Origin of the sequence: Pseudomonas sp. P1.8 (genome assembly GCF_001269805.1) — a bacterium.
GTDB lineage: Bacteria > Pseudomonadota > Gammaproteobacteria > Pseudomonadales > Pseudomonadaceae > Aquipseudomonas.
The window spans coordinates 21,147-47,504 of sequence record NZ_LHVM01000003.1 but is presented as its reverse complement, the minus strand read 5'-3'; the positions used below and the strand labels follow the sequence as shown (position 1 = coordinate 47,504).

At 59.9% G+C, this 26,358-nt stretch carries 27 protein-coding genes and 1 pseudogene; 21 read left to right on the top strand and 7 right to left on the bottom strand.

Annotated features, from left to right (window positions below; genetic code table 11):
- The 4 genes from AD668_RS01055 to rpmE form a co-directional block, all read right to left on the bottom strand.
- A partial coding sequence (locus AD668_RS01055) for a helix-turn-helix domain-containing protein (protein ID WP_156322294.1) occupies window positions 1–234 on the bottom strand: 234 nt, incomplete at its 3' end.
- 115 nt (window positions 235–349) lie between these two features.
- Window positions 350–1,618 carry a malic enzyme-like NAD(P)-binding protein gene (locus tag AD668_RS01050; RefSeq protein WP_053153375.1) on the bottom strand — a complete coding sequence of 423 codons (1,269 nt, stop codon included), beginning with the start codon at window positions 1,616–1,618 and terminating at the stop codon, window positions 350–352.
- A gap of 183 nt (window positions 1,619–1,801) precedes the next feature.
- Window positions 1,802–2,602 carry a thermonuclease family protein gene (locus AD668_RS01045; RefSeq protein WP_053153369.1) on the bottom strand — a complete coding sequence of 267 codons (801 nt, stop codon included), beginning with the start codon at window positions 2,600–2,602 and terminating at the stop codon, window positions 1,802–1,804.
- A 14-nt stretch (window positions 2,603–2,616) separates the two neighbouring features.
- Complete coding sequence (rpmE, locus tag AD668_RS01040; protein WP_053153366.1) at window positions 2,617–2,847, bottom strand: 50S ribosomal protein L31; 231 nt, start codon at window positions 2,845–2,847, stop codon at window positions 2,617–2,619.
- 291 nt (window positions 2,848–3,138) lie between these two features.
- Here rpmE and AD668_RS01035 point away from each other — a divergent pair, with 291 nt between their 5' ends.
- From AD668_RS01035 to AD668_RS00990, 10 genes are all read left to right on the top strand, one after another.
- Window positions 3,139–5,358, top strand: coding sequence for a primosomal protein N' (locus tag AD668_RS01035; protein ID WP_053153363.1), 2,220 nt, complete (start codon window positions 3,139–3,141; stop codon window positions 5,356–5,358).
- Between the two features lie 210 nt (window positions 5,359–5,568).
- Window positions 5,569–7,305, top strand: coding sequence for an arginine--tRNA ligase (gene argS, locus AD668_RS01030; protein WP_053153360.1), 1,737 nt, complete (start codon window positions 5,569–5,571; stop codon window positions 7,303–7,305).
- Window position 7,306: 1 nt separating this feature from the next.
- The gene (locus tag AD668_RS01025; protein ID WP_053153357.1) at window positions 7,307–8,014 is read left to right on the top strand and encodes an SPOR domain-containing protein; all 708 of its coding nucleotides are present in this window, start codon (window positions 7,307–7,309) and stop codon (window positions 8,012–8,014) included.
- 288 nt (window positions 8,015–8,302) lie between these two features.
- The gene (hslV, locus tag AD668_RS01020) at window positions 8,303–8,833 is read left to right on the top strand and encodes an ATP-dependent protease subunit HslV (protein ID WP_053153354.1); all 531 of its coding nucleotides are present in this window, start codon (window positions 8,303–8,305) and stop codon (window positions 8,831–8,833) included.
- A gap of 54 nt (window positions 8,834–8,887) precedes the next feature.
- Entirely contained in the window at window positions 8,888–10,225 is a 1,338-nt protein-coding gene (hslU, locus tag AD668_RS01015; RefSeq protein ID WP_053153350.1) for an HslU--HslV peptidase ATPase subunit, read from the top strand.
- Between the two features lie 116 nt (window positions 10,226–10,341).
- Complete coding sequence (locus AD668_RS01010) at window positions 10,342–10,719, top strand: gamma-butyrobetaine hydroxylase-like domain-containing protein (RefSeq protein WP_053153347.1); 378 nt, start codon at window positions 10,342–10,344, stop codon at window positions 10,717–10,719.
- A gap of 259 nt (window positions 10,720–10,978) precedes the next feature.
- Window positions 10,979–12,658, top strand: a complete 1,680-nt coding sequence (phaC, locus tag AD668_RS01005; RefSeq protein WP_053153343.1) for a class II poly(R)-hydroxyalkanoic acid synthase — start codon at window positions 10,979–10,981, stop codon at window positions 12,656–12,658.
- Window positions 12,659–12,819: 161 nt separating this feature from the next.
- Window positions 12,820–13,674, top strand: coding sequence for a poly(3-hydroxyalkanoate) depolymerase (phaZ, locus tag AD668_RS01000; protein ID WP_053153339.1), 855 nt, complete (start codon window positions 12,820–12,822; stop codon window positions 13,672–13,674).
- A gap of 113 nt (window positions 13,675–13,787) precedes the next feature.
- Window positions 13,788–15,470, top strand: coding sequence for a class II poly(R)-hydroxyalkanoic acid synthase (gene phaC / locus AD668_RS00995; protein WP_053153336.1), 1,683 nt, complete (start codon window positions 13,788–13,790; stop codon window positions 15,468–15,470).
- A 59-nt stretch (window positions 15,471–15,529) separates the two neighbouring features.
- Window positions 15,530–16,147 carry a TetR/AcrR family transcriptional regulator gene (locus AD668_RS00990; protein WP_053153333.1) on the top strand — a complete coding sequence of 206 codons (618 nt, stop codon included), beginning with the start codon at window positions 15,530–15,532 and terminating at the stop codon, window positions 16,145–16,147.
- 93 nt (window positions 16,148–16,240) lie between these two features.
- On the opposite strand, the gene AD668_RS00985 is transcribed toward AD668_RS00990, so the two are convergent.
- The 3 genes from AD668_RS00985 to AD668_RS00975 all read right to left on the bottom strand — a co-directional run bounded on the left by AD668_RS00985 (window position 16,241) and on the right by AD668_RS00975 (window position 17,997).
- Window positions 16,241–17,065 (bottom strand): phasin family protein, encoded by an 825-nt coding sequence (locus AD668_RS00985; protein ID WP_053153330.1) that lies wholly within the window; start codon window positions 17,063–17,065, stop codon window positions 16,241–16,243.
- A 10-nt stretch (window positions 17,066–17,075) separates the two neighbouring features.
- The gene (locus tag AD668_RS00980) at window positions 17,076–17,498 is read right to left on the bottom strand and encodes a phasin family protein (protein WP_053153327.1); all 423 of its coding nucleotides are present in this window, start codon (window positions 17,496–17,498) and stop codon (window positions 17,076–17,078) included.
- A 223-nt stretch (window positions 17,499–17,721) separates the two neighbouring features.
- Window positions 17,722–17,997: a polyhydroxyalkanoic acid system family protein gene (locus AD668_RS00975; RefSeq protein WP_053153322.1), complete on the bottom strand. Its 276-nt coding sequence runs from the start codon at window positions 17,995–17,997 to the stop codon at window positions 17,722–17,724.
- Between the two features lie 155 nt (window positions 17,998–18,152).
- Here AD668_RS00975 and ubiE point away from each other — a divergent pair, with 155 nt between their 5' ends.
- The 11 genes and pseudogenes from ubiE to AD668_RS30230 all read left to right on the top strand — a co-directional run bounded on the left by ubiE (window position 18,153) and on the right by AD668_RS30230 (window position 26,307).
- Window positions 18,153–18,923, top strand: coding sequence for a bifunctional demethylmenaquinone methyltransferase/2-methoxy-6-polyprenyl-1,4-benzoquinol methylase UbiE (gene ubiE, locus AD668_RS00970; protein ID WP_053153319.1), 771 nt, complete (start codon window positions 18,153–18,155; stop codon window positions 18,921–18,923).
- Window positions 18,923–19,546 carry an SCP2 domain-containing protein gene (locus AD668_RS00965; RefSeq protein WP_053153316.1) on the top strand — a complete coding sequence of 208 codons (624 nt, stop codon included), beginning with the start codon at window positions 18,923–18,925 and terminating at the stop codon, window positions 19,544–19,546. The genes ubiE and AD668_RS00965 overlap by 1 nt, the downstream gene beginning before the upstream one ends.
- Entirely contained in the window at window positions 19,543–21,147 is a 1,605-nt protein-coding gene (gene ubiB / locus AD668_RS00960; protein WP_053153313.1) for a ubiquinone biosynthesis regulatory protein kinase UbiB, read from the top strand. The genes AD668_RS00965 and ubiB overlap by 4 nt, the downstream gene beginning before the upstream one ends.
- 81 nt (window positions 21,148–21,228) lie before the next feature.
- Window positions 21,229–21,630 (top strand): phosphoribosyl-AMP cyclohydrolase, encoded by a 402-nt coding sequence (gene hisI, locus AD668_RS00955; protein ID WP_053153310.1) that lies wholly within the window; start codon window positions 21,229–21,231, stop codon window positions 21,628–21,630.
- A complete protein-coding gene (locus AD668_RS00950) occupies window positions 21,623–21,955 on the top strand; it encodes a phosphoribosyl-ATP diphosphatase (RefSeq protein WP_007975564.1) in 333 nt (110 codons plus the stop codon). The genes hisI and AD668_RS00950 overlap by 8 nt, the downstream gene beginning before the upstream one ends.
- Window positions 21,956–21,980: 25 nt before the next feature.
- Window positions 21,981–22,253, top strand: a complete 273-nt coding sequence (locus AD668_RS00945) for a twin-arginine translocase TatA/TatE family subunit (protein ID WP_053153307.1) — start codon at window positions 21,981–21,983, stop codon at window positions 22,251–22,253.
- 10 nt (window positions 22,254–22,263) lie between these two features.
- Window positions 22,264–22,707 carry a Sec-independent protein translocase protein TatB gene (tatB, locus tag AD668_RS00940; RefSeq protein WP_053153304.1) on the top strand — a complete coding sequence of 148 codons (444 nt, stop codon included), beginning with the start codon at window positions 22,264–22,266 and terminating at the stop codon, window positions 22,705–22,707.
- Complete coding sequence (gene tatC / locus AD668_RS00935) at window positions 22,704–23,498, top strand: twin-arginine translocase subunit TatC (protein ID WP_053153300.1); 795 nt, start codon at window positions 22,704–22,706, stop codon at window positions 23,496–23,498. The genes tatB and tatC overlap by 4 nt, the downstream gene beginning before the upstream one ends.
- Window positions 23,495–24,202, top strand: coding sequence for a 16S rRNA (uracil(1498)-N(3))-methyltransferase (locus AD668_RS00930; protein ID WP_053153297.1), 708 nt, complete (start codon window positions 23,495–23,497; stop codon window positions 24,200–24,202). Before tatC ends, AD668_RS00930 begins: the two co-directional genes overlap by 4 nt.
- 188 nt (window positions 24,203–24,390) lie before the next feature.
- Window positions 24,391–25,452, top strand: a pseudogene (locus AD668_RS30235) (methyl-accepting chemotaxis protein); the annotation flags it as partial.
- Entirely contained in the window at window positions 25,435–26,307 is an 873-nt protein-coding gene (locus AD668_RS30230) for a methyl-accepting chemotaxis protein (protein ID WP_371259745.1), read from the top strand. The pseudogene AD668_RS30235 and the gene AD668_RS30230, both read left to right, overlap by 18 nt.
- Window positions 26,308–26,358: the final 51 nt, after the last annotated feature.

Sequence of the window (26,358 nt, the reverse complement as noted above, 5' to 3'; positions counted from 1 at the left end):
CGGTACCGTGGACTCGGCCATGGAACTCTTCCTCAGCACTCGAATAGACGCGCCTTGGCTCCAATCCTGCCGACCATGCTTGCGTAACCACACCAACACCGTTGACCGACCCTGGATGCCATAGCGCCGTTGAGCCTCTTTATAACTCAACTCGCCCTTTTCGACCTGATCGACCACCGACAATTTAAAAGCCAGCGTGTAATCGCGCTGACTGCGCCTTTTCCCCGAATCCATTGCTCCCTCCTGAAAATAGGTCAGAAGGTGTAAACCTTATTCAGGACGGGACAATAGGCACAAAAAAGCCCCGAGTCTCACGAGCCGGGGCTTTTGGTTGAAGCGCTACAACGACTTAGCCGTTGAACACGTCATCCACGCTTTTGAGCGGGTAGTTCTTCGGATACGGCAGGGTTGCCACACCGGTCTCGATGGCGGCTTTGGCCACGGCATCGGAGATCAGGGTAATCAAACGAGCATCCATTGGTTTCGGAATGATGTACTCACGACCGAATTCCAGCTTGATGCCGCCATAGGCGTCACACACTTCCTGAGGCACTGGCAGCTTGGCCAGTTCACGCAGGGCATTGGCTGCAGCCACTTTCATTTCTTCGTTGATGCGCTTGGCGCGAACGTCCAGGGCACCACGGAAGATGAACGGGAAGCCCAGTACGTTGTTGACCTGGTTCGGGTAGTCGGAACGACCGGTGGCCATGATCACGTCGTTACGGGTGGCGTGCGCCAGTTCCGGGGAGATTTCCGGATCAGGGTTTGAGCACGCGAACACGATCGGGTTAGGCGCCATCGACAGCAGGCCTTCAGCGCTCAGCAGGTTCGGACCGGACAGGCCCACGAACACGTCAGCGCCTTGCAGGGCGTCAGCCAGGGTGCGCTTGTCGGTCGCGTGAGCGAACACAGCCTTGTACTGGTTCAGGTCGTCACGGCCGGAGTGGATCACGCCAGTACGGTCGACCATGTAGATGTTTTCGATGTTGGCGCCCATGCTCACCAGCAATTTCATGCAGGAGATGGCGGCAGCACCGGCGCCCAGGCAGACGATCTTGGCGTCGGCCAGGGTTTTGCCAGCGATTTCCAGGGCGTTGATCATGCCAGCCGCGGTCACGATAGCGGTGCCGTGCTGGTCATCGTGGAACACTGGAATGTCGCACTGCTCGATCAGAGCGCGTTCGATCTCAAAGCACTCAGGTGCCTTGATGTCTTCCAGGTTGATGCCACCGAAGGTGATGGAGATGCGCTTGACGGTGTCGATGAAGGCTTGCGGGCTTTCGGAGTCAACTTCGATGTCGAAAACGTCGATGCCGGCAAAGCGCTTGAACAGCACGCCCTTACCTTCCATCACTGGCTTGGAAGCCAATGGGCCGAGGTTACCCAGGCCGAGAATCGCGGTGCCATCGGAAATGACTGCAACCAGGTTGCCTTTGCCGGTGTACTTGTAGGCCAGTTCAGGATCGCGAGCGATCTCACGCACTGGTTCGGCTACGCCCGGGCTGTACGCCAGCGACAGGTCGCGGGCGGTAGCAGTGGCCTTGGTGAGCTCGACACTCAGCTTCCCTGGACGAGGATTGGCATGATATTCGAGAGCGGCAGTTTTCAGATCAGACATTTTGGCATTCCGCTTTTTACTGTTGGACAGACTGGTCAGCGAGGATACGCGCCTCGCAAAGTCCCCACAAGACTGGCTGGTCACCCCTGTCAAGCGCCCTGCCCTACGACTTTGGGCCAAGAGCCGCGGAACACAAGGGATAGACTGTTCACAATCAGCAGAAAAAATGTCTACAATTTTTTATCACTGCAACGCTTGCAACATCGCCGGATCAGTCAATGGCAACATCCAGCGCGCCTGGCCAGCCTGAAGTCCGCCGCGACGCAAACGATCGAGTACCCAGCCGCGCGCCTCGACCTGCTTGCCTTTCAAGCGCTCCAGCGAAGCGATATCGAATCGCGCCAATTGATTGGGTGCAACACGCAATACAACCGAATCCTGCAACTCGATCCAAACCCCGCCGCGATTGCGCTGAACCTTGCTTACACGACCACTGAGCACGGCAAACCCGGACGCATTGATCTGTTCTGCTTTCAGCACAGGTGACTGGCGCCACACGCCGAGCCCGGCCTCACGAGCGCGGCGCTCTGCAATTTGCTGACAAGCAACCAAATCGACATTCGGTGCGACGGCCACCTGAAAACCCAGGCCCTCGGCAAGCATTTGCGCTTCAAAATTAGCGCCGTCGGCGCCGTAGACATGGGCCAGAGTGCGGCCGTAGTGATCTTTGCTTTCTTTACCGGACAGCAAACCGACTTGCCCGTCGCTTGCCGCCACCAACGCTTCGAGACGCTTGCGCGCCGTCACTGCGAAGGGTTCGTCGGAACGGCCCTTCTTGCCCAACTCCGGCGTATTCAGGCCGATCATGCGCACACTGCGACCATCCCTCAGGCGAAGGGTGTCGCCGTCCACCACGCGCTCTACCGTGGCGGATGTCAGCCCATGGGGAGCCGGACAGAAGGCTTGAGCAGTTGAAAGCCAAATCGCAGACATAAAAAAGGCGCCCGCAAGGGACGCCTTTTTCAACAGCAAGGAAAAGCCCATCGGGCTCCTTAACCTTACTCTGCAGCAGCTGGAGCTTTCTTGCCGAAAGCACCGAAACGGTCTGCGAAGCGCTGAACGCGGCCGCCAGTGTCCAGAGTCTTCTGCTTACCGGTGTAGAACGGGTGGCATTCGTTGCAAACGTCGATCGCCAGGGCTTTGCCGAAGGTCGAACGGGTTTCGAACTTGTTGCCGCAGCTGCAGGTAACAGCAACTGCTGGGTATTCTGGATGGATATCAGCTTTCATGGTGTCTTCCTCGGGCTAGCGTGCCGCCACCCAACACTATTGTTGAATACCGCACGTAATTAGGCCGCGGATTCTACCAGACAATGCCAATCACGCAAGCTGTCCCTGAGACCGACCGTCTGCTAGGCTCCCGGACCAATACGCGATCCCCTGCAGGAGCAAGCTTGCTCGCGATGAGGGCCTGTCAGTCAGCATATGTGTTGCCTGACACGACGCTATCGCGAGCAAGCTTGCTCCTACAGGGGGACAGGCAACCCCGCTTTTATCTTTCGCTAATCGAGATCCCCCCGCGTGCCCGACGCCATTTTGCGCCTCGCCCTGCCCTCGCCTCTGCGCCGCCTGTTCGACTACCGCGCGCCGGCTGGCGTGCTGCGCACGCAGTTGCACCCCGGTATGCGCTTGCGGGTGCCGTTCGGGCGACGGGAAATGATCGGGATTCTGGTCGAAGTCACCGATACCAGCGAAGTCCCGGCCGAAAAGCTCAAGCCGGCGCTGGCGCTGCTCGACGCCACGCCGCCGCTACCGCCCGCGCTGTTCAAGCTGTGCCTGTGGACCTCCCAGTATTACCAGCACAGCCTTGGGGATACGCTGAGCTGGGCCTTGCCGGTGCTGCTGCGCCAAGGCGAACTGGCCGAAGCGCGCCAGGAACGATTCTGGTCTGCCGCCCCCGGCGCCAGTCTCGACGACCCGCGCATCGCCCGCGCCCCGCGCCAGCGAGAAGCCCTGGCGACGCTTGCCCAGCACCCCCACGGCGTCGCCCATCAATTGCTGAGCAAACTGATGCTGAGCAAAGACAGCCTGGACCTATTGCTGGCCAAGGACCTGGTGCAAGTCGAGATCCGTCGGCACGCTCCCGGCGCACGCCATGAGCACTGGCTGGCGCAACCCGAGTTGCCGCTCAACCCGGAACAGTGCGCCGCTTATGAGGCGATTCGCGCCGGGTTCGACAGTTATCACGCATTTTTGCTGGCCGGCGTCACGGGCAGCGGCAAGACCGAAGTGTATTTACAGCTGATCCGCGAAACCCTGGAGGCCGGCAAACAAGCGCTGGTGCTGATCCCGGAAATCAACCTCGGCCCGCAAACCCTGGCGCGTTTCGAGCAGCGCTTCAATGCGCGCATCGCGTTGATTCATTCGGCGGTCAACGATCGTGAACGCCTCGACGCCTGGCTCGCGGCACGTGACGGTGAGGCCGACATTATTATCGGCACCCGCTCGGCTCTGTTCACCCCGATGAAAAACCCCGGACTGATCATCATCGATGAAGAGCACGACGGCTCTTATAAACAACAGGAAGGTTTGCGCTACCACGCCCGCGATCTGGCCCTGGTACGGGCACGCCAGGAAAACATCCCGATCGTCCTCGGCTCCGCGACGCCGTCGCTGGAAAGCCTGCATAACGCCTACACCGGTCGTTATGGCCTCCTGCGGCTGAACGAGCGTGCCGGTGGCGCCAAGCAGCCACGCTTCTTGCGTCTGGATGTGAAAAGTCGTCCGCTGGACAGCGGAATTTCCGGGCCGATGCAGCAAGCCATCGGCCAGACACTTGCTGCCGGCCAGCAGGTTCTGGTGTTTCTCAATCGCCGAGGTTTCGCGCCGACCCTGCTGTGCCACGACTGCGGCTGGATGTCCGAGTGCCAGCGCTGCGATGCGCGCATGACCGTGCACCAGCGCTATGGCGAACTGCGTTGCCATCATTGCGGCTACGTTGAACGCGTGCCACGCCAATGCCCGAAGTGCAACAAGGTCGATTTGCGTCCGGTGGGGGCCGGTACCGAACGAGCCGAGGAACGCCTGCAGATTCTGTTCCCGGACTACCCGGTCCTGCGGGTCGACCGTGACAGCACCTCACGCAAAGATGCGATGAACCAGTTGTTCGCAACCATTCAAAAAGGCCAGCCGTGCATTCTGATCGGCACGCAGATGCTTGCCAAAGGGCACCACTTTCCACGAGTGACGCTTGTATCGATCCTTGATGCTGACGGCGGACTGTTTTCCGGTGATTTCCGCGCCAGCGAGCGCATGGCGCAGTTGATCGTCCAGGTGGCGGGCCGCGCAGGTCGCGCCGAGGAACCCGGCAAGGTGATCATCCAGACACACCTCGCCGACCACCCGCTGCTCATCCAGCTGACCGAGCAGGGTTACTTCGCTTTTGCCGAGCAGGCCTTGAGCGAGCGTCGCGCTGCCGGCCTGCCGCCGTTTGCGCATCTGGCATTGCTGCGGGCCGAAGCGCACAAACCGGGGCAAGCCGAGGGCTTTCTTGATGAAGCCTGTCGCGAAGCCGAGCGGTTGCTGGCGGAACAGAACCTGACCGGCATCGAGCTGCTGGGGCCGGTGCCAGCACCGATGGAGCGCAGAGCCGGGCGTTATCGTGCGCAATTGTTGTTGCAAGCGACAGCCCGAGCCCCCCTGCACCGCTTGCTGACCAGTTGGTTGTTGGTGCTGGAGCAGATGCCGAGCGGACGGGCGGTGCGCTGGTCGCTGGATGTTGACCCGGTGGACTTGTATTAGAAAGATCAAAAGATCGCAGCCTTCGGCAGCTCCTACAGGGGTTTTGTGGTGATACCTGCCTGGGTGAACACCAGCGATAGCGGCCCAATTTTCACCACACATCCACATCCTGCCTGCTAAGGTTGGCAAGCCCGCCCTGGCAACGGATAATGCCCAGTTTTTCCACCAGCGCATGATGCGCCGCCGCACCTGCGGTCGAAAGAGAAGACCATGAAAGACACCATTCGCCAGCTGATCCAACAAGCCATCACCCAACTCGTCAACGAAGGTGTGTTGCCTGAAGGCCTGTCGCCGGCGATCCAGGTGGAAAACTCCCGCGACAAGAAGAACGGCGACTTCGCCAGCAACATCGCCATGATGCTGGCCAAGCCTGCAGGCATGAAGCCCCGCGACCTGGCGGAGAAAATCATCGCCGCGCTGCCGGCTGATGAAAACATCACCAAGACCGAAATCGCAGGTCCCGGCTTCCTGAACTTCTTCCAGAACACCGATGCCCTGGCCTCGCGCCTGGACGCCGCCCTGGCCGACGCCCACATCGGCGTGCGCAAGGCCGGCCCGGTACAGCGTACCGTCGTCGACCTGTCGGCACCGAACCTGGCCAAAGAGATGCACGTCGGCCACCTGCGCTCGACCATCATTGGCGACGGCGTGGCCCGCGTGTTGGAATTCCTCGGTGACGAAGTCATCCGTCAGAACCACGTCGGCGACTGGGGCACCCAGTTCGGTATGCTGATGGCTTACCTGCAGGAAAACCCGATCACCAGCGACGAGCTGTCGGACCTGGAAAACTTCTACCGTGCCGCCAAGCAACGCTTCGACGAATCCGAAGAATTCGCCGACCGCGCCCGCGGCCTGGTCGTCAAGCTGCAAGCCGGCGATGCCGACTGCCTGGCGCTGTGGACCAAGTTCAAGGACATCTCGCTGTCCCACTGCCAGAAGATCTACGAACTGCTCAACGTCAAACTGACCATGGCCGACGTGATGGGCGAAAGCGCCTACAACGACGACCTGATCAACGTGGTCAACGATCTGAAAGCGGCGGGCATGCTGGTCGAGAGCAACGGCGCCCAATGCGTATTCCTGGACGAATTCAAGAACGCCGACGGCGACCCGCTGCCGGTGATCATCGTCAAGGCTGACGGCGGCTACCTCTACGCCACCACCGACCTGGCGGCCGTGCGCTACCGCAGCGGCAAACTCAAGGCTGATCGCGCGCTGTACTTCGTCGACCAGCGCCAGGCCCTGCACTTCCAGCAAGTGTTCGCCGTGGCGCGCAAGGCCGGCTTCGTGACCCATCCGATGGAAATGGAACACATGGGCTTCGGCACCATGAACGGCGCCGATGGCCGTCCATTCAAGACCCGTGATGGCGGCACCGTGAAGCTGATCGACCTGCTGACCGAAGCCCAGGAACGCGCCTACACCCTGGTGAAAGACAAGAACCCCGAGCTGGCCGAAGCCGAGCTGCGCAACATCGCCAAGGTCGTGGGCATTGGCGCAGTGAAATACGCCGACCTGTCCAAGCACCGCACCAGCGACTACAGCTTCAACTTCGATCTGATGCTCAATTTCGAAGGCAACACCGCGCCGTATCTGCTGTACGCCTACACCCGCGTGGCCGGAGTATTCCGCAAACTCGGCAAGGACTTCAGCGAAGTCGAAGGCCAGATCGTGCTCGAAGCGGCGCACGAGCATGAGCTGGCGGCGAAACTCGCACAGTTCGGTGAAATCCTGAACAACGTGTCCGAAAAAGGCACGCCGCACATCCTTTGCACTTACCTGTACGACGTCGCCGGCCTGTTCTCCAGCTTCTACGAGAACTGCCCGATCCTCGCCGCCGAAACCCCGGAACAAATGCAAAGCCGTCTGCGCCTCGCCGCACTGACCGGACGCACCCTCAAGCAAGGCCTGGAACTCTTGGGCCTGGAAACTCTGGAGCGTATGTAAGTTGGCCGCCAAGAAAAAACCTGCACCCAAGCGTGGCGCCAGCCGTTACCAAGCTCCTGCAAAGCAACCGATTCCGGGTTGGTTGTGGATGGCGATCGGCCTGACGGTCGGCGCGTTCATCGTGTTCCTGATGAAACTGGAGCCGGGCAAAGGCAGCGACACGGTCAAACGCGAGAAGGTGGAGCAGCAACAGAAAGCCACCAAGATCGCCGAGGCCAACAAGACCCCGCCGAGCCCGACGCAACCGGTGAAGCCGAAGTACGATTTCTACACCTTGCTACCAGAATCGGAGGTCATCGTGCCGCCAGATGCCGTGCCGGAGAAGACCCTGCCGACGCCGCAAGTGCCGGCCATTCCAACAACGCCAGTCACCCCGGCTGAAGCGGCGAAGATCGACACCGCACGCGCTCAGGCTGCTCTGGCCGGGATCACGCCGCCACCTGCACCGCCGGTCAAGGCTGCGCCGGTGACGAAGTTCTTCCTGCAGGCAGGCTCGTTCCGCAAAGAGGCTGATGCGGACAAGGTGCGCGCGCAGATCATTCTGTTAGGCCAGGCTGTGGCGGTCGAGTCCGGCACTGTGAAGGATGAAACCTGGTATCGGGTTTTGGTCGGGCCGTTCAGCAATCGCGAACAACTGACCACCGCCCAGAAACAACTGGCGGGTGCCGGCTTCAGCAACTTGTTGTTACAACAACGCCAGAACCGCTGAGCCCTTAAGGAACACCGCGTCATCGTTCATCGCCAGCAGGCTGGCTCCCACAGGTTATGTATCGTTCGCGGTATCGCGAACGCCGTGAAGTCCACGGCTCACCGTATCCGTGAAAGTCACACAACCTGTAGGAGCCGGCTTGCTGGCGATGGCGTCAGACCACACAACACAACCTTGTGCACGAAACACCGCTCGTCCCTTCTCCCGCCTCGCAGTTGAAAAACGCCCCACCACCCCCATATGAATGGGCATAAGGCATTTTCGCCCCGCTGCGTGGAGACTCTTCCCTTGACCACCATCGTTTCAGTTCGCCGCCACGGCAAAGTCGTCATGGGCGGCGACGGCCAGGTTTCCCTTGGTAATACCGTGATGAAAGGCAATGCGAAAAAAGTTCGCCGCCTGTACCACGGTCAGGTCATTGCCGGGTTTGCCGGCGCTACTGCCGACGCCTTTACCCTCTTCGAACGTTTCGAAGGCCAGCTTGAAAAGCATCAGGGCCATCTGGTCCGTGCCGCCGTCGAACTCGCCAAAGAATGGCGCACCGACCGCACCCTGAGCCGCCTCGAAGCCATGCTCGCCGTCGCCAACAAAGACGCCTCGCTGATCATCACCGGTAACGGCGATGTGGTGGAGCCTGAAGACGGCTTGATCGCCATGGGTTCCGGCGGCGCTTACGCTCAAGCAGCTGCCAGCGCACTGCTGAAGAAAACTGATCTGTCGGCCCGCGAAATCGTCGAAACCGCCCTCGGCATCGCCGGCGACATCTGTGTATTCACCAACCACACCCAGACCATTGAGGAGCAGGACTGCGCCGAGTAAGTCTGTTTCGGCCCAGCGCCACGGCTCATTCTTGCTTGAGGTCCTTTAAATATTATGTCCATGACTCCCCGTGAAATCGTCCACGAACTCAATCGCCACATCATCGGCCAGGACGATGCCAAGCGCGCCGTCGCCATTGCTCTGCGTAACCGTTGGCGCCGGATGCAGCTGCCTGAAGAGCTGCGTGTTGAAGTAACACCCAAGAACATCCTGATGATCGGCCCGACCGGTGTTGGTAAAACCGAGATCGCCCGTCGCCTGGCGAAACTGGCCAATGCGCCGTTCATCAAAGTCGAAGCCACCAAATTCACCGAGGTCGGCTATGTAGGTCGCGACGTCGAATCGATCATTCGCGACCTCGCCGATGCCGCCATCAAACTGCTGCGCGAACAGGAAATGGTCAAGGTTCGCCACCGCGCCGAAGACGCCGCTGAGGAGCGTATCCTCGACGCCCTGCTGCCTCCGGCGCGTATGGGTTTCAGCAACGACGACGCCCCGACTGCCGACTCCAACACCCGCCAGCTGTTCCGCAAGCGCCTGCGCGAAGGTCAGCTGGATGACAAGGAGATCGAAATCGAAGTCGCCGAGATGGCCGGCGTCGATATCTCCGCGCCACCGGGCATGGAAGAAATGACCAACCAGCTGCAAAGCCTGTTCGCCAACATGGGCAAGGGCAAGAAGAAAGCCCGCAAGCTCAAGGTCAAGGAAGCGCTGAAACTGGTGCGTGACGAAGAAGCCGGTCGCCTGGTCAACGATGAAGAGTTGAAGGCCAAGGCGCTGGAAGCAGTCGAGCAGCACGGCATCGTGTTCATCGACGAAATCGACAAGGTCGCCAAGCGCGGCAACTCCGGTGGAGTCGATGTGTCCCGCGAAGGCGTACAGCGCGACTTGCTGCCGCTTATCGAAGGTTGCACCGTCAACACCAAACTGGGCATGGTCAAGACCGACCACATCCTGTTCATCGCCTCCGGTGCTTTCCACTTGAGCAAGCCGAGCGACCTGGTGCCCGAGCTGCAAGGCCGTCTGCCGATCCGCGTGGAACTCAAGGCCCTGAGCCCGGAAGACTTCGAGCGCATTCTCAGCGAACCGCATGCGTCGCTTACCGAGCAATATTGCGCGCTGTTGAAAACCGAAGGCCTGGGCATCGAGTTCCTGCCGAGCGGGATCAAGCGCATCGCCGAGATCGCCTGGCAGGTCAACGAGAAAACCGAAAACATCGGTGCCCGCCGTTTGCACACATTGCTCGAACGCCTGCTCGAAGAGGTGTCGTTCAGTGCCGGCGACCTGGCCAGCGCACATGATGACAAGGTGATCCAGATCGACGCCGACTACGTCAACAGTCACCTGGGCGAATTGGCACAGAACGAAGACCTGTCCCGTTATATCCTGTAGGTAATGTGATTCCTTGTAGGAGCCCGGCTTGCCGGCGATGACGCACCCAAGATCGCCATCGCCAGCAAGCCGGCTCCTACAAGGGTCAGATCACGCATACCAACGGATATCCGGCCATGACCCAGCTCCCCACCGACATCAAACTGCACAAAGCCTCAAAAACCCTGTCGCTCAAATACGCGACCGGAGAGGAATACACCCTGCCCGCCGAGTTTCTACGCGTGCACTCCCCCTCCGCCGAGGTCCAGGGCCACGGCAAACCTGTCTTGCAATTTGGCAAGATCAACGTAGGACTGACCAAGGTAGAACCGGCCGGTCAGTATGCAATCAAACTGACGTTCGATGATGGCCACGACAGCGGTCTGTTCACCTGGGAATACCTCTACGAACTGGCGCGGCGTTATGACGCACTCTGGGAAGACTACCTTGCCGAGCTCAAAGCGGCCGGAAAAACCCGCGATCCGAACGAGTCTGTCGTCAAACTGATGCTCTAGTCCGAGCCTCTTGTTCATTAGAAGGCATTTTCTAATTTCATCTGCTTGAATGCTCCGCTCCAGGACCACTGATTGGCCTGCTTGCGAAAAAAATTAAACTCGGGTAACCAATGGAACTGGCAAGTTCCCTGCAGTGCTCTCTGCATTAAAAAAGCAGCGATGCAGTATTAACGGTCACCCCGAGCAGCAGTACCTGGCGTTAGTTGTGAGACTGCACAGCACGACCCGGTACTCGTCTCAGGACAATGGAGCGTCGTAGATGAGTAACAAGAATAACGATGACTTGAAGTATCAAGCCTCCGAAAACACCTTGGGGCTCAATCCTGTCGTTGGACTGCGTGGCAAAGATCTACTGGCTTCAGCTCGTATGGTGCTCAGGCAAGCCGTCAGGCAACCGATTCACAGCGCCAAGCATGTCGCTCATTTCGGCCTTGAACTCAAGAACGTTTTGCTCGGCAAATCCGCGCTGCAACCGACCAACGAAGATCGTCGTTTCGCCGATCCGGCCTGGAGCCAAAACCCGCTCTACAAACGTTATTTGCAGACTTACCTGGCGTGGCGCAAGGAGCTCCACACCTGGATCGACGAAAGCAATCTGCCGGCACAGGATGTCGGTCGCGGGCATTTCGTCATCAACCTCATGACCGAAGCGCTCGCACCGTCCAATACGGCGGCCAACCCTGCAGCAGTCAAACGCTTCTTCGAAACCGGCGGTAAAAGCCTGCTTGACGGCCTTTCCCATCTGGCCAAGGACATCGTGCACAACGGCGGTATGCCGAGCCAGGTCAACATGGGTGCATTTGAGGTCGGCAAGACCCTGGGCGTGACCGAAGGCGCGGTGGTGTTCCGCAACGATGTGCTGGAACTGATCCAGTACAAGCCGAGCACCGAGCAAGTCTATGAGCGCCCACTGCTGGTAGTACCGCCACAGATCAACAAGTTCTACGTTTTCGACCTGAGCCCGGAGAAGAGCCTGGCGCGGTTCTGCCTGCGCAGCAACGTTCAGACATTCATCGTCAGTTGGCGCAACCCGACCAAGGCGCAACGCGAGTGGGGTCTGTCGACTTACATCGAAGCGCTCAAGGAAGCCGTCGACGTGATCACCGCGATCACTGGCAGCAAAGATGTGAACATGCTCGGCGCCTGCTCCGGCGGGATCACCTGCACCGCACTGCTGGGCCACTACGCGGCAATCGGCGAGAAAAAGGTGAACTCCCTGACACTGTTGGTCAGCGTGCTCGACACCACACTGGACAGCGACGTTGCCCTGTTCGTCAACGAGCAGACCCTCGAATCCGCCAAGCGCCATTCCTATCAGGCCGGTGTACTGGAAGGCCGCGACATGGCGAAAGTCTTCGCCTGGATGCGCCCCAACGACCTGATCTGGAACTACTGGGTCAACAACTACCTGTTGGGCAACGAGCCGCCGGTGTTCGACATTCTCTTCTGGAACAACGACACCACTCGCCTGCCTGCCGCGTTCCACGGCGACCTGATCGAAATGTTCAAAAACAATCCATTGATCCGCCCGAACGCACTGGAAGTGTGCGGCACGCCGATCGATCTCAAGCAGGTCACCGCCGACATCTTTGCCTTGGCCGGCACCAGCGACCACATCACTCCGTGGCGCTCCTGCTACAAATCGGCGCAGCTGTTTGGCGGCAAGGTTGAATTCGTGCTGTCCAGCAGCGGGCACATCCAGAGCATCCTGAACCCGCCGGGCAATCCGAAATCGCGCTACATGACCAATGCAGAAATGCCTTCCCATGCCGATGAATGGCAAGAAGAATCGACCAAACACACCGACTCCTGGTGGCTGCACTGGCAGACCTGGCAGGCCGAGCGTTCGGGCAACCTGAAGAAGGCGCCTTTGAAACTGGGCAACAAGGCCTATCCGGCGGCTGAAGCTGCACCCGGTACCTATGTACATGAGCGGTAACTGACACACCTCGCCCCTTGTAGGAGCGAGCTCGCGATGGACGTCAACGATAACGCGCGCTGTCTGGATGAATGCGTTGCCTTTGCGTTTTTCGCGAGCAAGCTCGCTCCTACAGGGGATCGGGGAAGAATTTAAAAACGCGACCCACAGGGCCCCGAAGCATGCCGCAACCCTTTATATTCCGTACCGTCGAGCTGGATGGCCAGACGCTCCGCACGGCGGTACGCCCCGGCAAGCCTCACTTGACGCCCTTGCTGATATTCAACGGCATCGGCGCCAACCTGGAGCTGGTGTTTCCGTTCATCGCGGCGCTCGACCCGGACCTGGAAGTCATCGCTTTCGACGTACCCGGTGTCGGCGGCTCGTCGACACCGCGCCGGCCTTATCGCTTTCCCGGCCTGGCAAAACTCACGGCGCGAATGCTCGACTATCTCGATTACGGGCAAGTCAACGTGATCGGAGTGTCCTGGGGTGGTGCCCTCGCTCAGCAGTTTGCCTTTGACTATCCAGAGCGCTGCAAGAAGCTGGTACTGGCTGCCACGGCGGCCGGTGCGGTGATGGTGCCGGGCAAGCCGAAGGTGCTGTGGCTGATGGCCAGCCCGCGGCGCTACATTCAGCCGTCCCACGTGATCCGGATTGCGCCGTTGATTTACGGTGGTTCGTTCCGTCGCGATCCGACCCTGGCAGCCAGCCACGCCGCCAAAGTGCGCTCGGCAGGCAAACTCGGTTACTACTGGCAACTGTTCGCCGGCGTCGGCTGGACCAGTATCCACTGGCTGCACAAGATCAATCAGCCGACCCTGGTGCTGGCGGGCGATGATGACCCACTGATCCCGCTGATCAACATGCGCGTTTTGGCCTGGCGGATTCCCAATGCCCAGCTGCACATTATCGACGACGGGCATTTGTTCCTGATTACCCGGGCCGAAGCGGTCGCCCCGATCATCATGAAATTCCTGGAAGAGGAGCGACAGCGCGCGGTGATGCATCCGCATCCAGCGCCATTGGGCGGCTAAACCTTGCAGTAAGGGAACGGCAGGACGCCGCGCCGCGCAACAACCCATTACAGCGTCTATGGTGTTCTGGTTCGGTATTTGTATTTGGCCTGAAGACGAAGGAGTGTTGAGTCATGCGCGATAAACCAGCGAGGGAGTCTCTACCCCCTCCCGCCACGTTCATCAACGCACAAAGTGCGATCACCGGTCTGCGCGGCCGGGATCTGCTGTCGACTCTGCGCAGTGTGGCCGCTCATGGTTTGCGCAACCCGGTGCACACCGCGCGACATGCCTTGAAACTGAGCGGACAACTGGGTCGTGTGCTGCTGGGCGATACCCTGCACCCGACCAACCCGCAGGATGCGCGCTTCGCTGACCCGGCATGGAGCCTGAACCCGTTTTACCGTCGCAGCCTGCAGGCGTATCTGAGCTGGCAGAAACAAGTCAAACAGTGGATCGACGAGAGCAATATGAGCCCGGACGACCGCGCCCGCGCTCACTTCGCCTTTGCCTTGCTCAACGATGCCGTGTCGCCCTCCAACACCCTGCTCAATCCGCTGGCGATCAAGGAAATCTTCAACTCCGGCGGCAATAGCCTGGTGCGCGGCATCAGCCACCTGGTAGACGACTTTCTGCACAACGACGGCCTGCCACGACAAGTCACCAAGCACTCGTTCGAGGTCGGCAAAACAGTCGCCACCACCGCCGGCGCGGTGGTGTTTCGCAATGAACTGCTGGAGCTGATCCAATACAAGCCCATGAGCGAAAAGCAGTACTCCAAGCCCCTGTTGGTGGTGCCACCGCAGATCAACAAGTACTACATTTTTGATCTGAGCCCGCACAACAGTTTCGTCCAGTACGCACTCAAGAACAGCCTGCAGACATTCGTGATCAGTTGGCGCAACCCTGATGTGCGCCACCGTGAATGGGGTCTGTCGACTTACGTCGAGGCCGTGGAAGAAGCCATGAACGTCTGCCGGGCCATCACCGGCGCCCGTGAGGTCAACCTGATGGGCGCCTGTGCCGGCGGGCTGACCATTGCCGCGCTGCAGGGGCACTTGCAGGCCAAGCGGCAACTGCGCCGGGTCTCCAGCGCGACGTATCTGGTGAGCTTGCTCGACAGCCAAATGGATTCGCCTGCCACACTGTTCGCCGACGAACAAACCCTGGAAGCCGCCAAGCGCCGCTCCTACCAGAAAGGTGTGCTGGACGGGCGGGACATGGCCAAGGTGTTCGCCTGGATGCGCCCCAACGATTTGATCTGGAGCTACTTCGTCAACAATTACCTGTTGGGAAAAGAGCCGCCAGCATTCGACATCCTCTACTGGAACAACGACAACACACGCCTGCCCGCCGCCCTGCACGGCGATTTGCTGGACTTCTTCAAGCACAACCCGCTGGGCCATCCGGGCGGTCTCGAAGTCTGTGGCACACCGATAGATTTACAGAAGGTGACCGTCGACAGCTTCAGCGTTGCCGGCATCAACGATCACATTACGCCGTGGGATGCGGTGTATCGTTCAACGCTGCTACTCGGTGGCGACCGTCGTTTTGTGCTGTCCAACAGCGGCCACATACAAAGCATTCTAAACCCGCCGAACAATCCGAAAGCCAACTATGTCGAGGGCGCAAAGCTGAGCAGCGACCCACGGGCCTGGTTCTACGACGCCAAGCAAGTCGAGGGCAGCTGGTGGGGCCAATGGCTCGGCTGGATCCAGGAGCGCTCCGGCGCGCAAAAAGAAACGCACACGGCGCTGGGCAACCAGAATTATCCACCGATGGAGGCGGCACCTGGCACTTACGTGCGCGTGCGCTGACGTTAAACGAGCCACGGCGGCTGCCTGCCGTGGCATGACCCGATCAATAAGAAGACTGGATGAAAACCCGCGACCGGATCCTCGAATGTGCCCTGAGTTTGTTCAACGAGAAGGGCGAACCGAATGTCTCCACCATGGAAGTTGCCAACGAAATGGGCATCAGCCCGGGCAACCTCTACTACCACTTCCACGGTAAGGAACCGCTGATTCTCGGGCTTTTCGAGCGCTTTCAAAACGAACTCGCGCCACTGCTCGATCCACCGGCCGATGTCGAATTGGCACCTGAGGACTACTGGCTGTTCTTGCACCTGATCGTCGAACGCCTGTCCCACTACCGGTTTCTGTTCCAGGACCTGTCGAACCTCGCAGGACGTCTGCCGAAACTGGCCAAGGGCATTCGCAACCTGCTCAATTCCCTCAAGCGCACACTGGCGTCGTTGCTGGCGCGCTTACAGGCGCAAGGGTTGCTGGTCAGTGAGACCCAGGCGCTGGGGCAACTGGTGGAGCAAATCACCCTGACGTTGCTGTTTTCACTGGACTATCAGCGAATCCTCGGCCGCGAAGGTGAAGTGCGACTGGTGATTTACCAGATCATGATGCTGGTGGCGCCGCACCTGCTTGCGTCGATGAAAGTGGCGACCGAACAGATGGCGATGGAGTACCTTGAAGACCAATGAGATCTGTAGGAGCTGCCGAAGGCTGCGATCTTTTTCTGCACAAACAAAAACGCCCGACCTTTACAGGCCGGGCGTTTTCTTGAGCCCTGAGAATCAGGACTGACTGGTTGGCGTCGATGGAGCTGGCGCGGCAGTCGGGGTTACAGCAGGGGTCGGCGCGGACGCAGAGTTCGACGAACTGGCTGCAGGTGCCGGGGCTGCCGGTTTGGCGGCAGCCACTGCTGGTTTTGGCGCAGCAGCTTTCGGTGCAGCCGGCTTTTTCACAGCTGGTTTTTTCGCCGCAGCAGGTTTGGCCGCTGCAGTTTTGGCCGCAGGTTTAGCTGCTGGCTTGGCAGCCGGTTTAGCGGCGGCTTTCGCGGCAGCTGGTTTGGCCGCTGGCTTGGCTGCAGCAGGTTTTGCTGCCGCTGTCTTGGCCGCTGGTTTTGCAGCTGCTTTAGCCAGTGGTTTTGCCGCGGTTTTGGCGGCTGGTTTGGCTGCTGCAGTTTTCGCCGCAACAGGCGCAACCTTGGCGCCGGTCAGTTTTTCGATTTGCTTGGTCAGGGTATCGACCTTGCTGTGCAGAGCCTTGACTTCGTTGCGGCTCGGCACGCCCAGGCGCGAAATGGCGCTGTTCAGGCGCTTGTCGAAAGCCCCTTCCAGCTCATCCCACTTGCCCAGTGCGCGATCTTTCACGCCGCTGATGCGCGACTTGGCCGAAGAAGCGGAATCCTTGACGTCGTCGACCTTGTTGCCAACAGCGCTCTTGGCGAGCTTCTCGGCTTTCTCGCCGTCTTTAACGAGTGTATCGAAGAGCTTGCTGCCGTCAGTGTCGATCTTCGAGTACACGCCCAAGCCAGCCAGCCAGATTTTGCGGGAGTAGTCTTCGACTTTCCCGATCCACGAGCTGCCTTCTTTGTCAGTATTCTTTTTGCCAGCCATCCCGTTCTCCTTAAGATTTACGCGCGACACGTTCGAGCAATGCCGTCAGCTCATCGAGCTTAGCAGAGAGTGTCTCAACGTCATGTTTAGACGGAATACCGATACGATTCAAGGCACTTGCGACACGCGTGTCGAACGCCTTCTCGACTTTGTCGAGTTGAACTTCGACGCGACCTTTGAAAGTGCTCACTTCGGTCTTGGCTTCATCGATCTCGGCATTCGCCGCTTCGAGTTTTTCAGCGACTACTTTTTTGCCATTTTTTTCAACAACTTGACCAGCCTTGATCAGCTCTTGAAAGTACTCGCTACCCTCTTGGCCGACCTTGGTGTAGGCACCCAGGCCTGCCAGCCAGATCTTGCGGGCATAGGATTTGACGTCGCCCAGAGCAGTGGTCGATGCGTCGATTTTTTTCTTCAGAATAACTTTGGCCATGGTGCACCTCACGCGCAGAAGGTTTGAGGAACTGCCCGCAAGAAGTGTCGGGCTTGGGCACAAAGGTAGGGAGAAAAATTAGAAACGGCACCCTAACAACTGACATGGACAGAGGGTTGCCTCTGACTGTAGGAGCAAGCTTGCTCGCGATGGCATCACCTCGGTGCAACTGAAATACCGAGTTGCCTGCATCGCGAGCAAGCTTGCTCCTACAAGAGCGCGTTTATGCGAGGGCTTTATCTAGCGCCTTTTCGATTTCCGCTTTGATCATGCCGCTCATGGCCGACATCATCAGGCCCAACTCCACATCGACCTTGATCGAATCTTCGCTGACATGTACCGCACCTTTCACGCCCGAACGCTTGAGGTTCAGGGTGTCGCCGGACCATTGCGGCTCCAGGCCATACTGGTCGGAAAGTTTCTGCGCCAACTGGTCGGCCTTCTCGCGGGCCGCTTCCTTGCCCAGGCCGTGGGCACGCTCAACACTAATACGGGCCATTGAATGACTCCTGCTTTATGAATGCCTGTTCGGTAAATCTTGACCGCCGCTGCGGCAAAACGTCCCGAGGTTGATCCATCTTACCTTCAGCCTTGCCAAGACAAAGCATCCCTTGGGGATTAGAATGTCGCGCATTCTCTTTTGGTGACAGCGATATGACTGATCAGCGCAAAGGCAGCGATGCCGAACCCACCACTCACTTCGGCTTCAAAAACGTTCCGGAAAGCCAGAAAGCGGAAAAAGTCGCTGAGGTTTTTCATTCGGTAGCCGCCAAGTACGACCTGATGAACGACCTTCTGTCGGGCGGCATGCACCGTCTGTGGAAGCGCTTTGCGATCGAATTGTCGGGCGTTCGTGCCGGCAACCGAGTGCTCGACATCGCGGGCGGCACCGGTGACCTGACCAAAAAATTCTCGCACCTGGTAGGCCCGACCGGCCAGGTCGTGTTGGCCGACATCAACGAATCCATGCTCAAGGTCGGTCGCGACCGCCTGCTGGATCTGGGTGTGGCCGGCAATGTCGAGTTCGTTCAGGCCGACGCTGAAAAGCTGCCGTTCCCGGACAACCATTTCGACTGCGTGACCATCGCTTTCGGCCTGCGCAACGTCACGCACAAGGAAGACGCCCTGCGCTCCATGCTGCGTGTACTCAAGCCGGGCGGGCGCTTGCTGGTGCTGGAATTCTCCAAGCCGACCAACGCACTGATGTCCAAGGCATACGACGCTTACTCGTTCGCCTTCATGCCATTGATGGGCAAGCTGATCACCAACGACTCGGAAAGTTATCGCTACCTGGCCGAATCGATCCGCATGCATCCGAATCAGGAAACCCTGAAGTCGATGATGGTGGAAGCCGGTTTCGACCGCGTCACTTATCACAACATGACTGCAGGCATCGTCGCCCTGCACCGCGGCATCAAGCCCTGATGTTGCTCGCCGGCCTGCTCGCCAGCGTTGAACTCGGCCTGAACCGGGTGTTGCGCCTTGACAGCACGGCGTTGCCGCGGCTCGCGCATTTGACCGGCAAAGTGATTGCCGTCGACTGCCGGTGCCCGGCGCTGCAATTGTTCATCCTGCCCAGCGACGAAGGTCTGATGCTCGCCTCCCAGTGGGAAACCGGCGCCGACTGCACATTGCGCGCACCGGCTTCGAGCCTGTTGAAACTGGCGATGAGCAAGGACAAGACTTCCGTTTTGCATGGCCCGCAAGTCGAACTCGACGGCGACAGCGGCGTGCTGCTGGAGCTGGCGGCAATCCTTCAGGACCTGGAGCTGGACTGGGAGTACGAACTCTCGCGCTGGCTCGGCCCGGTGGCCACGCAACTGGTCGGCGGTCATTTGCGCAGTCGCGCCCGCTGGTATCAGCAAGGATTTGCCAGCCTGGGCCAGAACCTGGGCGAATACCTGGCCGAAGAATCGCGCGCGCTTGTCGGTCAGCGCGAAGCCGAAGCCCGATTCAGTGAACTGGACCAGATCAAGCTCGATCTGGAACGTCTCGAGGCGCGTTTCGAGCGCCTTTCCCGATCCCTCGACCCAAGCGATAACGCATGAAGCTGCTTGCCGTCCGCCGTTTGTTGCGCATCCAGCGCGTCGTGATCCGCTACCGCCTCGATGACCTGCTGTTCGCCCTGCCATTGCCCTGGTTCCTGCGGGCGCTGCGTTATGCCTTGCCGTGGCGCTGGTTCCCGCGCAAGACCCTGGACCTGAGCCGTGGCGCGCGCTTGCGTCTGGCGTTGCAGGACCTGGGGCCGATCTTCATCAAGTTCGGACAGATCCTGTCCACCCGCCGCGACCTGCTGCCGGAAGACATCGCCGATGAGCTGATGAAACTCCAGGACCGCGTGCCGCCGTTCGATTCGCAGGTGTCGGTCAAGTTGATCGAAGAACAACTCGGCAAGAAGATCAGCGAAGTGTTCAGCCGTTTCGACGTCGAACCACTGGCCTCGGCTTCGGTGGCTCAGGTACACGCCGCGCAACTGAAAACCGGCGAAGAAGTCGTCGTCAAAGTGATTCGTCCGGGCCTCAAACCGATCATCGCCCAGGATCTGGCGTGGCTGTTCATCCTCGCCCGCGCCGCCGAAAAACTCTCGGCCGATGCGCGCCTGCTGCACCCGGTGGACGTGGTCAGCGACTACGAAAAAACCATCTACGACGAACTCGACCTGCTGCGCGAAGCGGCCAACGCCAGCCAGTTGAAGCGTAACTTCGAAGGCTCACCGCTGCTGTACGTGCCACAGGTCTACTGGGACTGGTGCCGGCCGAAAGTGCTGGTGATGGAGCGAATCTACGGCATCCAGGTCACCGATCTGACGACCCTGGCCGACCAGCGCACCGACATGAAGATGCTCGCTGAACGCGGTGTGGAGATCTTCTTCACCCAGGTGTTCCGCGACAGCTTCTTCCATGCCGATATGCACCCCGGCAATATCTTCGTCAGCACCGTGAGCCCGTGGAGCCCGCAATACATTGCGATCGACTGCGGTATCGTCGGCAGCCTGACGCCGGAAGACCAGGACTACCTGGCGCGCAACCTGTTTGCCTTCTTCAAGCGCGATTACCGTCGTGTAGCGCAGCTGCACATCGATTCGGGCTGGGTGCCGGCGGAAACCAAGCTCAACGAATTCGAAGCGGCAATCCGCACCGTGTGCGAGCCGATCTTCGAAAAACCGTTAAAAGATATTTCCTTCGGCCAGGTGCTAATGCGCCTGTTCCAGACGGCGCGCCGCTTCAACATGGAAGTGCAGCCGCAGCTTGTTCTCTTGCAGAAAACCCTGTTGAACATCGAAGGTCTGGGCCGTCAGTTGTATCCGGACCTTGACCTGTGGAACACCGCGCAACCGTTCCTGGAGCGCTGGATGCGCGAGCGCGTCAGCCCCAAAGCCCTGCTCGGCAACGTGCAGAGCCAGTTTGAACAACTGCCGCATCTGGCCAATATGGCCCGCGACCTGCTCGAACGCATGTCCCAGCCCCACGCCTACGACCCGCCACCACCGTGGCACCGACGCCGCGACGACTGGTTCCTGCGCCTGCTCGGCACCGCGCACCTGGCCGGTGGCGCCATCCTAGCCGCTGGTGGGCCATTGAACCAGTTGGCCTATTGGCCCGCCGGCATCATGATGGCCGTGGGTTTGTATCTGGTCGTTCGCCGATAGCCAGTTGTGTGAACGACTGGCACACTGTTTCAACGCCTGAGCTCGACTATTGAAGTGTGGGGCTCACTGTCGGAGTCAAAGATGAAAAACTGGCTGGACGAGATCAAGTGGGATGCCGACGGCCTGGTGCCGGCGATTGCCCAGGATTACAAGACCGGGCGCGTCCTCATGATGGCCTGGATGAACCGCGAAGCACTGGAACTGACCGCTACCGAGAACCGTGCCATTTACTGGTCGCGTTCCCGTGGCAAGCTGTGGCGCAAGGGCGAAGAGTCCGGTCATGTGCAAACCCTGCACGAGATGCGCCTGGACTGCGACGCCGACGTCATCATCCTGATGGTCGAGCAGATCGGCGACATCGCCTGCCATACCGGCCGTCAGAGCTGCTTCTACCGCGTCTATGAGAACGGCGACTGGACAACAGTCGACCCGGTCCTGAAAGATCCGCACGCCATCTATTCCGCAGGACACAAACATGAGTGACACTCTGACCCGTCTGGCCGAGGTACTGGAGGAGCGCAAAGGCGCCGCCGCCGACAGCTCGTATGTCGCCAGCCTGTACCACAAGGGCTTGAACAAGATTCTGGAAAAAGTCGGCGAAGAGTCGGTCGAAACCATCATTGCCGCCAAGGACGCCGCCGTCAGCGGTGACTGCAGTGATGTGATCTACGAAACCGCCGATTTGTGGTTCCACAGCATGGTCATGCTCGCCCAACTGGGGCAGCATCCTCAGGCTGTACTCGATGAACTGGACCGTCGCTTCGGTCTGTCCGGGCACGCCGAGAAAGCCTCGCGACCGTCCGCCTGAATAACTATTAGAGAGGAGCAGCAACATGGGCATTTTTGACTGGAAACACTGGATCGTCATCCTGGTTGTTGTCGTACTGGTGTTCGGCACCAAGAAACTGAAAAACCTCGGCACTGATGTCGGCGAGTCGATCAAAGGCTTTCGCAAGGCCATGAACGATGACGAAAAGCCGGCCGACCCGAACGCGACCCCGGCGCAACCGGTTCCGCCTGTTCAGCCACAAGCCTCTGTGAACCAGCCGCACACCATTGACGTGCAGGCGCAGAAAGTCGAAGAGCCGATCCGCAAAGACGTGTGAGCACTGACTAATGTTTGGTATCAGCTTCTCTGAACTGCTGCTTGTCGGCCTCGTCGCCCTGCTGGTGCTGGGTCCCGAGCGCCTGCCGGGCGCAGCGCGCACCGCCGGCCTGTGGGTCGGGCGCCTGAAGCGCAGCTTCAACGCGATCAAACAGGAAGTTGAACGGGAAATCGGTGCTGACGAAATTCGTCGGCAACTGCACAACGAACACATCCTGTCGCTTGAGCAGGAAGCGCGGAAGATCTTCACGCCGACCCAGCAAGAACCGACGCCTGTCGAGCACGTGGGCGAGCAGACGATTCAAACGCCTGCCGCAGCAGTCCCACCGACACCTGCTCCGATAGCGGAACCTGCGCCGGCAGTGGCAGCGATGCCGGTTGAACCCGTTGCTCCAGCCGCCGCGCCGACAACGCCAGCGCCTACTGACACCACTTTGCCGCCGCGAGCCCCATGAGCGATCTCCCTGAAAACGACCAGCACATGCCGCTGGTTTCGCATCTCACCGAGTTGCGTACCCGTCTGCTGCGTTGCGTAGCGGCGATCTTTATCATCTTTGCCGGGCTGTTTGCTTTCACCCAGCAGATCTACACCTTTGTCTCGACGCCGCTGCGTGCCTATCTGCCCGCCGGCGCGACGATGATTGCCACCGATGTGTCGTCACCATTCCTGACGCCACTGAAGCTGACCATGATGGTTTCGCTGTTCCTGGCGATCCCGGTGATCCTGCATCAGATCTGGGGCTTCATCGCTCCAGGCCTGTACAAGCATGAAAAACGCATCGCCGTGCCCTTGCTGGTCTCCAGCATCTTTTTGTTCTACGCCGGCATGGCCTTCGCCTATTTCCTGGTGTTCCCGCTGATCTTCAAGTTCTTCGCCGCCGCCACCCCGGCCGGCGTGGAAATGATGACCGACATCACCAGCTACCTCGACTTCGTCATGACGCTGTTCTTCGCCTTCGGCGTGGCGTTCGAAATCCCGGTGGCCGTGGTGCTGCTGGTGTGGATCGGCGTGGTCGACGTTAAGTACCTGAAGAAAATCCGCCCATACGTGATCATCGGCTGCTTCGTGGTCGGCATGATCCTGACTCCGCCGGACATCTTCTCGCAGACCCTGCTGGCCATACCGATGTGGATGCTGTTCGAAGTCGGCATCCTGTTTGGCAGCCTGATCAGTAAGCGTGGCGAGCATCCGGACGATCAAACGGCTGACGATCACAACGACCAGCCACCAGCGACCCAAGCGTGAACCTGCTGCTCCTCGAAGAGGCCGATTTCATTGCGGCCGACCGGGCGATCCTGCGTGATCGCCGGTTGACGCACATGCAGGAAGTTCACCGCTGTGAAGTCGGCGACAGCATGCGCGTCGGGCGAATCGGCGGGCTGATGGGCTCGGCCGAAGTGCTGCGTCTGGACGCCGATGAAGCCGAACTGCGCGTCACCCTCGATCAACCGCCTCCGGCCAAGCTGCCGCTGACACTGGTGCTGGCCCTGCCGCGGCCCAAAATGCTGCGCAGGGTGTTTCAGACCGTGGCGGCCATGGGTGTGCCGCGGATCATGCTGGTCAACAGCTATCGCGTCGAGAAGAGCTTCTGGCAGACACCGTTCCTTGAGCCTGAAGCGATTCGCGAACAGCTGATTCTTGGCCTCGAACAGGCCCGGGACACCGTGCTGCCGGAAGTCATGATCGAGAAACGCTTCAAACCATTCGTTGAAGACCGCCTGCCCGCAATCGCCGAAGGCACGCTCGGTCTGGTTGGCCACCCCGGCAACTACCCACCCTGCCCCCGCGCCCTCAGCGAACCGGTAACCCTCGCCATCGGCCCGGAAGGTGGCTGGATTCCTTACGAGATCGACTTGCTGGGCAAATCCGGCCTGCAAGCGGTGCAACTGGGCGATCGAATCCTGCGCGTCGAAACCGCCGTGACCGCCCTGCTGGCACGGCTGTTCTAACCAACACCACCCCCGTAGGAGCAGCCGCAGGCTGCGATCTCTTGATCTTGAACAATCAAAGTCGAAAGATCGCAGCCTTCGGCAGCTCCTATCTCGCCTTCCCGTCTATCCGACGACCCCTATAGATTGGCCGACAACGGCCGATATACCCCCCGTGATACCAAATTAAGGTCCGGGGGAGTTTCAGCATGTATCAATGGTTAGCCGAGAATCTGGGAAACGTCAGCGTCAAACGCAAACTGGGGATCGGCTTTGGTCTGGTGCTGTTACTGACCCTGTTGATTACCTTCACTGGCTGGACCGGCCTGACCGGCGTGACCAGTCGCGGCGATAAACTGGGTTTCATTTCCGAGATCAACGGGCTGACCAAAGACCTGCGCATCGCGCGCCTGGACTACGAAATGCGCCGCGGCGAACAAGGCCCGGGCGTCGTCAACGACTTGCTCAGCAAGCTCGAAACCAGCCTGCAGACCGCTCGCACCCTGATTGAGCAACCCGCTGACACCGCCAAGGTCGATCAGCAATTGGCGGCCGTCGCCGAGTACCGTCGCGCGTTCAGCGATATGACCCAGGCCGGCGCCCACCGCGAAGAGGCTCGTGGCAAACTCGGCGTCACCGCCGACAACGCCATAACCCGCGTGGCCGACGTGGAAAAATCCATGCTGCAAGGCGACAGCGTGAGCACCTTCAACAGCGTGATCGATCTGACCAAGCTGATCCAGCAGGCTCGTTTCCAGGTTCGCGGCTACACCTACAGCGGCAAGAGCGAAGCCGAACAACCCGCGTTGAACGCTATCGATGATGCCCTGAAAAATCTCGAGAGCCTGCCGGCCAAACTGCCTGAGGAGCATCTCGCCAACCTGCAACAGGCAACCGACTCGCTCAAGGCCTATCGCGCCGCTGTCAGCCAGTTCCGCGATGCCCAATCAGCCAGCGCCAAGGCCTTGGTGACCATGGCTGCCCAGGGCAACATCCTGCTGGATGTGAGCGAAAAACTCACTGCCTCGCAAACCGTAGTGCGCGACACCGATGCTGCACACGCCAAGGACATGCTGGCCCTCGCCACCGTGCTGGCCATCGCTTTCGGCCTGCTGGCCGCCTGGGCGATCACCCGCCAGATCATCATTCCGCTGAACCAGACCCTGGCCGTGGCCCAGCGCGTGGCCAGCGGTGACCTGACCCACAACCTCGTCTCCAAGCGTCGCGATGAACTCGGCCAGCTGCAGCGTGCCATGCAGAGCATGACCCAGGGCTTGCGTGAACTGATTGGCGGCATCAGCGATGGCGTGACTCAAATCGCTAGCGCCGCCGAAGAGCTGTCCGCCGTCACCGAGCAGACCAGTGCCGGGGTCAACAATCAGAAAATAGAAACCGATCAGGTCGCGACCGCCATGAACGAAATGGCCGCCACCGTGCAGGAAGTCGCGCGCAACGCCGAGGAAGCCTCCGAGGCCGCCGTCGCCGCAGACCAGCAAGCGCGTGAGGGCGACAAAGTGGTTGGCGAAGCCATCGCCCAAATCGAGCGCCTGGCCCTGGAAGTCGGCCACTCCACCGAAGCGATGGGCGAGCTCAAACGCGAAAGCGACAAGATCGGCAGTGTCCTGGACGTCATCAAGTCCGTGGCCCAGCAAACCAACCTGCTGGCGCTGAACGCGGCGATTGAAGCCGCACGGGCCGGCGAAGCGGGTCGCGGTTTTGCCGTGGTGGCTGACGAGGTCCGCAGCCTGGCCCAGCGTACCCAGAAATCCACCGAGGAAATCGAAGAGCTGATCGTCGGCCTGCAAAACGGCACGCAGCAAGTTGCGAGCATCATGGACAACAGCCGCACCCTGACCGACAGCAGCGTCGAACTGACCCGTCGTGCGGGGGGTTCGCTCGAGAGCATCACCCGCACTGTCTCCGCAATTCAGGCGATGAACCAGCAGATCGCCGCTGCCGCTGAACAGCAAAGTGCAGTGGCGGAAGAGATCAACCGTAGCGTGCTGAATGTACGGGATGTGTCGGATCAGACCTCGGCGGCCAGTGAAGAGACCGCGGCGTCCAGCGTTGAGCTGGCGCGGCTGGGGACGCATTTGCAGATGCTGGTGGGCAGATTCAAGGTTTGAGGTGATTCATCTGCCTCGGTTCGCTATGGACCGAAGTGATGCAATCGCCAG

What these genes read in the sequence shown, in the direction of transcription:
- phaC (WP_053153343.1), top strand. Translation starts at nt 10,979, where the DNA reads ATGAGTAACAAGAATAACGATGACTTGAAGTATCAAGCCTCCGAAAAC.
- AD668_RS00945 (WP_053153307.1), top strand. Translation starts at nt 21,981, where the DNA reads ATGGGCATTTTTGACTGGAAACACTGGATCGTCATCCTGGTTGTTGTC.
- AD668_RS01050 (WP_053153375.1), bottom strand. Translation starts at nt 1,618, where the DNA reads ATGTCTGATCTGAAAACTGCCGCTCTCGAATATCATGCCAATCCTCGT.
- AD668_RS00985 (WP_053153330.1), bottom strand. Translation starts at nt 17,065, where the DNA reads ATGGCTGGCAAAAAGAATACTGACAAAGAAGGCAGCTCGTGGATCGGG.
- phaC (WP_053153336.1), top strand. Translation starts at nt 13,788, where the DNA reads ATGCGCGATAAACCAGCGAGGGAGTCTCTACCCCCTCCCGCCACGTTC.
- tatB (WP_053153304.1), top strand. Translation starts at nt 22,264, where the DNA reads ATGTTTGGTATCAGCTTCTCTGAACTGCTGCTTGTCGGCCTCGTCGCC.
- AD668_RS30230 (WP_371259745.1), top strand. Translation starts at nt 25,435, where the DNA reads ATGCAGAGCATGACCCAGGGCTTGCGTGAACTGATTGGCGGCATCAGC.
- phaZ (WP_053153339.1), top strand. Translation starts at nt 12,820, where the DNA reads ATGCCGCAACCCTTTATATTCCGTACCGTCGAGCTGGATGGCCAGACG.
- AD668_RS01045 (WP_053153369.1), bottom strand. Translation starts at nt 2,602, where the DNA reads ATGGGCTTTTCCTTGCTGTTGAAAAAGGCGTCCCTTGCGGGCGCCTTT.
- ubiE (WP_053153319.1), top strand. Translation starts at nt 18,153, where the DNA reads ATGACTGATCAGCGCAAAGGCAGCGATGCCGAACCCACCACTCACTTC.
- ubiB (WP_053153313.1), top strand. Translation starts at nt 19,543, where the DNA reads ATGAAGCTGCTTGCCGTCCGCCGTTTGTTGCGCATCCAGCGCGTCGTG.
- AD668_RS00950 (WP_007975564.1), top strand. Translation starts at nt 21,623, where the DNA reads ATGAGTGACACTCTGACCCGTCTGGCCGAGGTACTGGAGGAGCGCAAA.
- AD668_RS00965 (WP_053153316.1), top strand. Translation starts at nt 18,923, where the DNA reads ATGTTGCTCGCCGGCCTGCTCGCCAGCGTTGAACTCGGCCTGAACCGG.
- argS (WP_053153360.1), top strand. Translation starts at nt 5,569, where the DNA reads ATGAAAGACACCATTCGCCAGCTGATCCAACAAGCCATCACCCAACTC.
- AD668_RS00975 (WP_053153322.1), bottom strand. Translation starts at nt 17,997, where the DNA reads ATGGCCCGTATTAGTGTTGAGCGTGCCCACGGCCTGGGCAAGGAAGCG.
- AD668_RS01010 (WP_053153347.1), top strand. Translation starts at nt 10,342, where the DNA reads ATGACCCAGCTCCCCACCGACATCAAACTGCACAAAGCCTCAAAAACC.
- hisI (WP_053153310.1), top strand. Translation starts at nt 21,229, where the DNA reads ATGAAAAACTGGCTGGACGAGATCAAGTGGGATGCCGACGGCCTGGTG.
- hslU (WP_053153350.1), top strand. Translation starts at nt 8,888, where the DNA reads ATGTCCATGACTCCCCGTGAAATCGTCCACGAACTCAATCGCCACATC.
- AD668_RS00980 (WP_053153327.1), bottom strand. Translation starts at nt 17,498, where the DNA reads ATGGCCAAAGTTATTCTGAAGAAAAAAATCGACGCATCGACCACTGCT.
- AD668_RS00990 (WP_053153333.1), top strand. Translation starts at nt 15,530, where the DNA reads ATGAAAACCCGCGACCGGATCCTCGAATGTGCCCTGAGTTTGTTCAAC.
- tatC (WP_053153300.1), top strand. Translation starts at nt 22,704, where the DNA reads ATGAGCGATCTCCCTGAAAACGACCAGCACATGCCGCTGGTTTCGCAT.
- rpmE (WP_053153366.1), bottom strand. Translation starts at nt 2,847, where the DNA reads ATGAAAGCTGATATCCATCCAGAATACCCAGCAGTTGCTGTTACCTGC.